The organism is Salinicola sp. (genome assembly GCF_982684285.1).
In genome coordinates this window covers 1-7,439 of record NZ_CEXLVS010000210.1, presented here as the reverse complement: position 1 = coordinate 7,439, position 7,439 = coordinate 1, and the positions used below count along the sequence as shown (strand labels likewise).

The 7,439-nt window shown below is 65.5% G+C and carries 8 protein-coding genes; all 8 read left to right on the top strand.

The genetic code is table 11. The features are described 5' to 3' along the window. Window positions 1-37: 37 nt before the first annotated feature. Entirely contained in the window at window positions 38-667 is a 630-nt protein-coding gene (gene nadD / locus AC3AYF_RS16050) for a nicotinate-nucleotide adenylyltransferase (protein WP_295037378.1), read from the top strand. A 114-nt stretch (window positions 668-781) separates the two neighbouring features. Continuing rightward, the gene (rsfS, locus tag AC3AYF_RS16045; protein WP_295037339.1) at window positions 782-1,159 is read left to right on the top strand and encodes a ribosome silencing factor; all 378 of its coding nucleotides are present in this window, start codon (window positions 782-784) and stop codon (window positions 1,157-1,159) included. Next, window positions 1,156-1,623 (top strand): 23S rRNA (pseudouridine(1915)-N(3))-methyltransferase RlmH, encoded by a 468-nt coding sequence (gene rlmH / locus AC3AYF_RS16040; protein ID WP_295037341.1) that lies wholly within the window; start codon window positions 1,156-1,158, stop codon window positions 1,621-1,623. The genes rsfS and rlmH overlap by 4 nt, the downstream gene beginning before the upstream one ends. 105 nt (window positions 1,624-1,728) lie before the next feature. Continuing rightward, window positions 1,729-3,624, top strand: coding sequence for a penicillin-binding protein 2 (gene mrdA, locus AC3AYF_RS16035; RefSeq protein WP_295037343.1), 1,896 nt, complete (start codon window positions 1,729-1,731; stop codon window positions 3,622-3,624). Beyond that, window positions 3,614-4,756 (top strand): rod shape-determining protein RodA, encoded by a 1,143-nt coding sequence (rodA, locus tag AC3AYF_RS16030; RefSeq protein WP_295037345.1) that lies wholly within the window; start codon window positions 3,614-3,616, stop codon window positions 4,754-4,756. Before mrdA ends, rodA begins: the two co-directional genes overlap by 11 nt. 35 nt (window positions 4,757-4,791) lie before the next feature. Continuing rightward, on the top strand, window positions 4,792-5,823 hold the full coding sequence (gene mltB, locus AC3AYF_RS16025) for a lytic murein transglycosylase B (RefSeq protein WP_295037347.1): 1,032 nt from the start codon (window positions 4,792-4,794) through the stop codon (window positions 5,821-5,823). Then, the gene (locus AC3AYF_RS16020) at window positions 5,820-6,896 is read left to right on the top strand and encodes a septal ring lytic transglycosylase RlpA family protein (protein ID WP_295037349.1); all 1,077 of its coding nucleotides are present in this window, start codon (window positions 5,820-5,822) and stop codon (window positions 6,894-6,896) included. The genes mltB and AC3AYF_RS16020 overlap by 4 nt, the downstream gene beginning before the upstream one ends. A 26-nt stretch (window positions 6,897-6,922) precedes the next feature. Continuing rightward, window positions 6,923-7,439 (top strand): D-alanyl-D-alanine carboxypeptidase family protein (locus AC3AYF_RS16015; RefSeq protein ID WP_487779995.1); only part of this gene is annotated, 517 nt, incomplete at its 3' end.

The window sequence follows — 7,439 nt, the reverse complement described above, 5'->3', positions numbered from 1 at the left end:
AGTTGACGTGCAGAACGCCTCGATTCCACGTATAGCGATGCTGGGTGGCACCTTCGACCCGGTTCACATGGGGCACCTGCGCAGTGCCGTCGAGCTAGGAGAGGCGTTGGCGTTGGACGCGGTTCACATGATCCCGGCTCACGTGCCCCCGCACCGCATGGCGCCGGGGATTTCCGCCGAGCACCGCCTGGCCATGCTGAGAGCCGGTATCGGCGACACGCCGGGGCTGGTGGCCGACGATCGCGAGGTGCGCCGCTCGGGCCACTCCTACTCCGTCGATACGCTGGCGTCGTTGCGTGAAGAGTGGGGCGGTCAGGCGCGGCTGATCATGGCGGTCGGCCACGATGCGTTCCTCGGCCTGCCGGAGTGGCACCAGCGGGAACGGCTGCTGTCGCTGGCGCACATCGTGGTGATCGACCGCCCCGACCACGAGGCGCCGCTGGAGCCGGCGCTGGCCTCGCTGATCGAGGGGCGGGAGGTGTCGACGGTGGCGTCGATGATGGCCGCCCCCGGGGGCCATCTGCTGCGCCTGCGCCTGCCGAGCCGCATGGCCATCGCGGCCACCGAAGTGCGGCGACGCCTGCAGCAAGGGCTCAGCGTGCGCTATCTGATTCCCGAGGCGGTGGAGCGCTATATCGCCAGCCATGCCCTCTATCGCCATTCCTGAGCGATATCGAGAGGGCGGGGCTGGCGTTAATGGTCCATCCGCGTAAAATGCGCCTCTCCCGGATCCCGGGGGTAGCGATTCCCTTCCCAGGAAGGGGTTATATGACGAGGAGCTATGCAGACAGATACGCTTAAATCATTGGTGGTGGAAGCGCTCGAGGAGCTGAAGGCGCGCGATGTCGTCGAGCTGGACGTGGCCGAATTGACCAGCGTCACCGACGTCATGGTCGTCGCCAGCGGCACCTCCTCGCGGCACGTCTCCGCACTGGCGGACAACGTGATCGAGAAAGCCAAGGAGGCCGGCCTCCGCCCGTTGGGCGTGGAGGGGCAGCAGAGCGGGGAGTGGGTGCTGGTGGATCTGGGCGATGTCATCGCCCACGTGATGATGCCGGAGACCCGGCAGCTCTACGACCTCGAGCGTCTCTGGGCCGACCTGCCCGCCGACGCCCGGCGAGCCACTGGCGACTCGGATCGGCAAGAGCTTCGGGGATGAAGATCCGGCTGCTGGCCGTCGGCTCGCGCATGCCGGCCTGGGTCGAGGCTGGTGCCGATGAGTATCGCAAGCGTCTGCCGCGGGAAATGCCGCTCGAGGTGGTCGAGATCCCGCCTGGCGCCCGTGGCAAGAATGCCGATATTGTGCGGGCGGTCCGGGCCGAGGGCGATCGGATGCTGGAAAAGCTGAAAGATCAGGAACGTATCGTCGCGCTCGAGGTCAAAGGGCAGTCCTGGACGACAGAGCAACTGGCCGAACGCCTCGGCGCGTGGCGGCTGGAAGGGCAGGACGTGGCGCTGGTGGTGGGTGGCCCGGATGGCCTCGATCCCCGCGTCGCCGCCCGGGCTCAGGTCTCCTGGTCGCTCTCCGCGCTGACGCTGCCGCACCCGCTGGTGCGCGTGGTGCTGGCGGAGCAGTTCTATCGCGCCTGGACGTTGCTTGCAGGGCACCCGTACCACCGTTGAGTCAGAGAGTCAGTCGCTTGTTTCCATTCGATACCGCCGACAGCGACGCCGTTGGACGCCATGCCCGCTCCGGGGCTTCCCATGCCCTGAACCGCCATTCCCGTCATGCGTAAGCGCCGCGAAAACATCAAGAATCACGAGCTGGAAGCCCGTGTCTTCCGTAACCGCTCGCTGGTCGCCGCTCTGGTCATCGTGCTGATGGCAGGGGCACTGGTCTCCCGCCTGTTCTACCTGCAGGTCATCGAGCACGACGTCTTCATCACCCGGTCCGACAACAACCGCATGCGGGTCGAGCCGCTGCCGCCCCGGCGCGGGCTGATCTACGACCGCAACGGCAAGCTGCTGGCGGAGAACCGGCCGACCTACAACCTCACGATCGTGCGTGAGCGTGTCGATGATCTCGATACCACGCTGCAGCGGCTGATCGATATTCTCGACCTGCCCGAGGACGAGGTGGCGACCTTCCGCGAGCGCTCCCGCCAGCGCCAGAGACCTTACCAGCCGGCGCTCCTGATGAGCGACCTGACGGAGGATCAGATCGCGCGCCTGGCGGTGAACCGATACCTGCTCAGCGGCGTCGAGGTCGAGGCCCAGTTGATGCGCTACTATCCCGACCCCATCGTGATGTCGCACGTGCTGGGGTACGTCGGGCGGATCAACGAGGAGGAGCTGGCCGAACTGGACTCGGGGGACTACGCGGGAACCCACTTCATCGGCAAGACCGGCATCGAGTACACCTACGAGGATCAACTCCACGGCAAGGCGGGCCTGCGCAAGGTCGAGACCAACGCGCGGGGGAGAGTCCTGCGGGAGCTGGACCGGGATCCGCCGGTGCCCGGGAAGGACATCACCCTGACCATCGACAGTCGCCTCCAGCACATGGCCTACGACCTGCTGGATGGCCGGCGGGGCGCCATCGTGGCGATCCAGCCCAAGACCGGCGACATCCTGGCGATGGTCTCGGCGCCCGGCTTCGACATCAACAAGTTCGTGACCGGCATCTCCTACGACGACTACCGGGCCCTGCAGCAGAATCTCGATCTGCCCTTGTACAACCGCGCGGTCCGGGGCCAGTACCCTCCCGGTTCCACCATCAAGCCTTTCGAGGCGCTGGCGGCGTTGCAGGATGGCGTGGTCAAGCCCAACGACGTCATCTATGACCCCGGATACTTCCAGTTGCCCAACGACACGCGGCGCTACCACAACTGGCTGCGCTGGGGGCACGGGCGAGTCGATCTCGAGCGGGCGCTGGAGGTCTCCAACAATACCTACTTCTACACCATGGCCTACCGGCTGGGCATCGACCGACTCTCCTCGTTCATGCATCAGTTCGGCTTCGGTGAGGTAACCTCGCTGGATGTGCAGGGCGCAGCCCCGGGCCTGATGCCCTCCCGCGAGTGGAAGCGCGAGAAGTACAATCAGGTCTGGTACCCCGGCGAGACGCTCTCCGCGGGTATCGGCCAGGGGTATTTCATGGCCACGCCGCTCCAACTGGCCGCGGCCACCGCCACGCTGGCCAACCATGGCCATTGGGTTCGGCCGCATCTGGCCAAGCGGATTGGCGATCAAGTCATCGAACCGCCTTTCGCCGACACCAAGCCGGACGTTCAGGTCGATCAGGCACGCTGGTGGCAGGACGTCTACAAGGGGATGGAAGCGGTACTTCAGGGATCCGAGGGGACCGCCCGCAAGGCGGGAGCCGGCCTGCAGTACGAGATGGCGGCGAAGACCGGTACCGCCCAGGTGTTCTCGCTGGGGCAGAATCAGAAGTACGACGCCGACGAACTGACGGAACGACTTCGGGATCACGCGCTGTTCATCGGCTTCGCGCCGGTCGAGGATCCGCAGATCGCGATCGCGGTCATCGTCGAGAACGCCGGCGGCGGCGTTTCCGGTCTGGGGCGCGAACTGACCGATGCCTGGCTGTTGCCGGACGGCGAACTGAAGAATCGACCGGGCACCACGGTCAACGAAGAAGTCGAGAGTATCGATGGCGATTGATTTCCAGCGCGTGGCACCGCGAACACATCGGGCACGAGTCGGGCGCAAGCGCTCGATATGGCTACGCATTCATCTCGATCCCTGGTTGCTGTCGATCCTGGTGCTGCTGATCTCCTTTGGCCTGGTGGTGCTCTACAGCGCCAGCGGGATGTCGACCTCGACGACGATGGCGCAGGCTTCCCGCATGGGGGTCGCGCTGCTCGGCGCGATCGTCATCGCGCAGTTCTCCCCCGTCACGCTGCTCCGGTGGACGCCGGTCGCCTATGGCGGGGGGCTGCTGATGCTGGTCGCCGTCGAGATCATGGGGGACATCGGCATGGGGGCGCAGCGCTGGCTGGAGATCGGCCCGCTGCGCTTCCAGCCCTCGGAGCTGATGAAGATCGCCATGCCGATGATGCTGGCCGCCTATCTTCACCGCCGACCTCTGCCGCCCACATGGCGGGACCTTCTGGTATGCGGGGTGATCGTCGGCGTTCCGGTGTTGCTGATCGCTCGCCAGCCCGACCTGGGGACCTCGCTGCTGGTCACCTGTGCCGCGGTATTCGTGATTCTGCTGGCGGGGCTTTCCTGGAAGTTCATCGTGACGCTCGTGGCGATGGCCGGTGGCGCGATGCCGCTGCTGTGGATCAACATGCATGACTATCAGCGCCAGCGGGTGTTGACCTTCCTCAACCCGGAGAGCGATCCGCTGGGCGCCGGCTGGAACATCATCCAGTCCAAGACGGCGATCGGCAGCGGGGGGCTGGAAGGCAAGGGCTGGGGCTTGGGGACCCAGTCCCAGCTCGAGTTCCTGCCCGAACGCCACACCGACTTCATCGTCGCCGTGCTCGGGGAGGAGTTCGGGCTGATCGGCATGGGCACCATCCTGGTTCTCTACCTGCTGCTGGTCGCGCGTGGGCTGGTGATGGCCAACAACGCGCAGGACACCTACGGACGCCTGCTGGCCGGCAGCATCGTGCTGACGTTTTTCATCTATGTATTCGTGAATATCGGCATGGTCAGCGGCATTCTGCCGGTCGTCGGGGTGCCGCTGCCGCTGGTCAGCTATGGCGGGACCTCCAGCGTGACCTTGATGGCCGGGTTCGGTATTCTCATGTCGATTCATACGCACCGGCGTCTGTTGACACACTGACGCTGGACAAGCCGCAATCAGGGAGCGAGTCGCGCATGCCGCTGCGTTGGAGACGAGAAGTTCGATTCAGCCTCACTCTGCTGCTGGTGGGGCTGCTGGGCATGGCGAGCGCGGCCGCGCAGGGCGAGGAGGATTTCGATCCCGCCACCCACCCCGAGGTGAAGGCGATGCTGGAGTCGCTGTCCCGGCAGGGCGTGTCGGAGCGCGAACTCGATGCGGCCATGCGGGCGGCGAGATATCGGCCCCAGGTGCTGGAGGCGATGAGCCACGCGGCGGAGCGGCGGCTGCGCTGGGACGAGTATCGCGACATCTTCATACAGCCCGAGCGGATACGGCAGGGGGTCGCCTTTCTCGACGCCAACCGGGAAGCCCTGGAGCGCGCCGAACGGCGCTACGGCGTGCCCCCGGAAGTCGTGGTGGCGATCTTGGGGGTCGAGACCCAGTACGGCCGGCACAAGGGGACGCACCGCGTGCTCGACTCCCTGTCGACGCTGGCGTTTCATCATCCCACGCGGGGTGGATTCTTCCGTAGCGAACTCGAGGCCTTTCTCGCAATCACGCTGGGGCAGGGAGTCGACCCGCAGACGCTCTACGGCTCCTATGCCGGTGCCATGGGGTATCCCCAGTTCATCCCGACGAGCTACCAGGCCTACGCGGTCGATTTCGACGGCGACGGTTTGAAGGACCTGTGGAATGATCCGGTCGATGCCATCGGCAGTATCGCCAATTATTTCAGCGAGCATGGCTGGCAGCGACACCGGCCAGTGCTGGTCGAGGCCAGCGGCCCCGAGGCGCTGCCACCCGATGTGAAATTCAACCGCACCGAGCCGCCGGATACCACGGTCGAAGCCCTGAAGCGCGTGGGTATCGAACCCACGGCGGGAAATCTGCAGCCGCAGGACAAGGTCGTGCCGCTGGCGCTGGATTTCGCCGATGGCCACGTCCGCTACGTGCTGGGTCTCGACAATTTCCACGTCATCACGCGTTACAACCACAGTCACCTCTACGCCATGGCGGTGGCGACACTGGCCCAGCGCATTCAAACGGCCATGGATGACAGAACATGACGCGTCCAGGCATGACATGGCGCGGTTTGCCGATGATCGTGCTGGTGTCGATACTGGCGGGCTGTGCCGGCGGTGGCGGCTCCCAGCAGGGCGGCGGGCGCTACGCGATGGATCAGGATGCGTACCCGGACTCGCCCGAGGACGTCGCCAACGTGCCGGACGCGGTGCCCAGGGTCGAGCCGCGCTCCAGGAGCGGCAACCGCTCGACCTATAGTGTCTGGGGAAAGACCTATCATGTGCTCGACGACCCGACCGGATACTCGGCGGAAGGCCGTGCTTCCTGGTACGGGGTCAAGTTCCAGGGCTACGACACCGCCAATGGCGAAACCTACGACATGTACAAGATGTCGGCGGCGCACCGCTCGCTCCCCCTGCCCACCTACGCCCGGGTCACCAACCTCGACAACGGTCGCAAGGTCATCGTTCGCGTCAACGACCGCGGTCCGTTTCACAGCGACCGCTTGATCGATCTCTCCTATGCGGCGGCAGCCCGGTTGGGAATCCTGAAGGGCGGAACGGGGCGGGTGAAAGTGGAGGCGATCGACCCCGTGGCGTGGGCGCGTACCCATGGCCGATCGAATTCGGCGGGCAGCGCTTCCGGACAGACCGATGTCGCAGCCCGGTCCGCCACTCCCGCGGTATCGAAACGGGCCGCGCCGAGCCGGCCGGCCGGCTCGACGTCGGCAGCAGGGACGGCGGTGAACTACGAGGCGAGCATCGATCCCATCCTCTCGGCGGCCAAGGACGGTGACCCCACGGCTGCCGCCTACGCGCCACCCCGCAATGCCGCAGCTGCGTCGCCCGACAACGCCACATCCGCGCCTGGCGCCACGCGCTCGACTGCCGGGCAGCGCTACGTTCAGGTCGCCGCGCTGGGCTCTCAGGCCAACGCGGAGGCGCTGAAAAGCCGCCTGCAGGGCTTGCTGTCGCGACCGGTTCGCATTGACAATGCGACACCTCTCTATCGTGTCCAGGTCGGGCCCATCGATGACCTGGCATCGCTCGAATCCATCAGAGCTACCTTGCGAGACGCCGGCTACGGCCAGGTGTTCCTGGTAGCGCCCACACAGTAACCTCTTCCAATGAGAACCCGATTGTCATGAAAGCGTTGTTCACTTCGTCTGTTTCACGCCTGGTCATCTCAGCGTCATTGTGTCTGGGGCTGTTTTCATCACCGGTCGGCGCCCAGCAGCCCACCCCCGACAGCCAGATGTCCACGGCCAATCCGGAACCGGGACAGCTGATTCCATCGCCGCCGGATCTGGCGGCTTCTTCCTGGGTGCTGATGGATGCCTCCACGGGGCAGTTGCTGGTGAATCACAACGGGGACCAGCGTCTGCCGCCGGCCAGTCTGACCAAGATGATGACGGCGTACATCGTCGAGCAGGAGATCGACGGTGGCAGCATCTCCGACAGCGACATGGTCAGCGTGAGCGAAAATGCCTGGCGCACGGGCGGCTCCCGCATGTTCATCCAGGAGGGCACCCAGGTCAGCGTCGAGAATCTGCTGCGTGGTTGCTTCGAGCACGGCGTGAGCCGTTTCGTCCACACGAGCTCAGTCGATGTTTGCTTCAACTCCGAGGTCGACCTCGAAATGGACGAGCAAACTCCGTACG

What these genes read in the sequence shown, in the direction of transcription:
- nadD (WP_295037378.1), top strand. Translation starts at nt 38, where the DNA reads ATGCTGGGTGGCACCTTCGACCCGGTTCACATGGGGCACCTGCGCAGT.
- rsfS (WP_295037339.1), top strand. Translation starts at nt 782, where the DNA reads ATGCAGACAGATACGCTTAAATCATTGGTGGTGGAAGCGCTCGAGGAG.
- rlmH (WP_295037341.1), top strand. Translation starts at nt 1,156, where the DNA reads ATGAAGATCCGGCTGCTGGCCGTCGGCTCGCGCATGCCGGCCTGGGTC.
- mrdA (WP_295037343.1), top strand. Translation starts at nt 1,729, where the DNA reads ATGCGTAAGCGCCGCGAAAACATCAAGAATCACGAGCTGGAAGCCCGT.
- rodA (WP_295037345.1), top strand. Translation starts at nt 3,614, where the DNA reads ATGGCGATTGATTTCCAGCGCGTGGCACCGCGAACACATCGGGCACGA.
- mltB (WP_295037347.1), top strand. Translation starts at nt 4,792, where the DNA reads ATGCCGCTGCGTTGGAGACGAGAAGTTCGATTCAGCCTCACTCTGCTG.
- AC3AYF_RS16020 (WP_295037349.1), top strand. Translation starts at nt 5,820, where the DNA reads ATGACGCGTCCAGGCATGACATGGCGCGGTTTGCCGATGATCGTGCTG.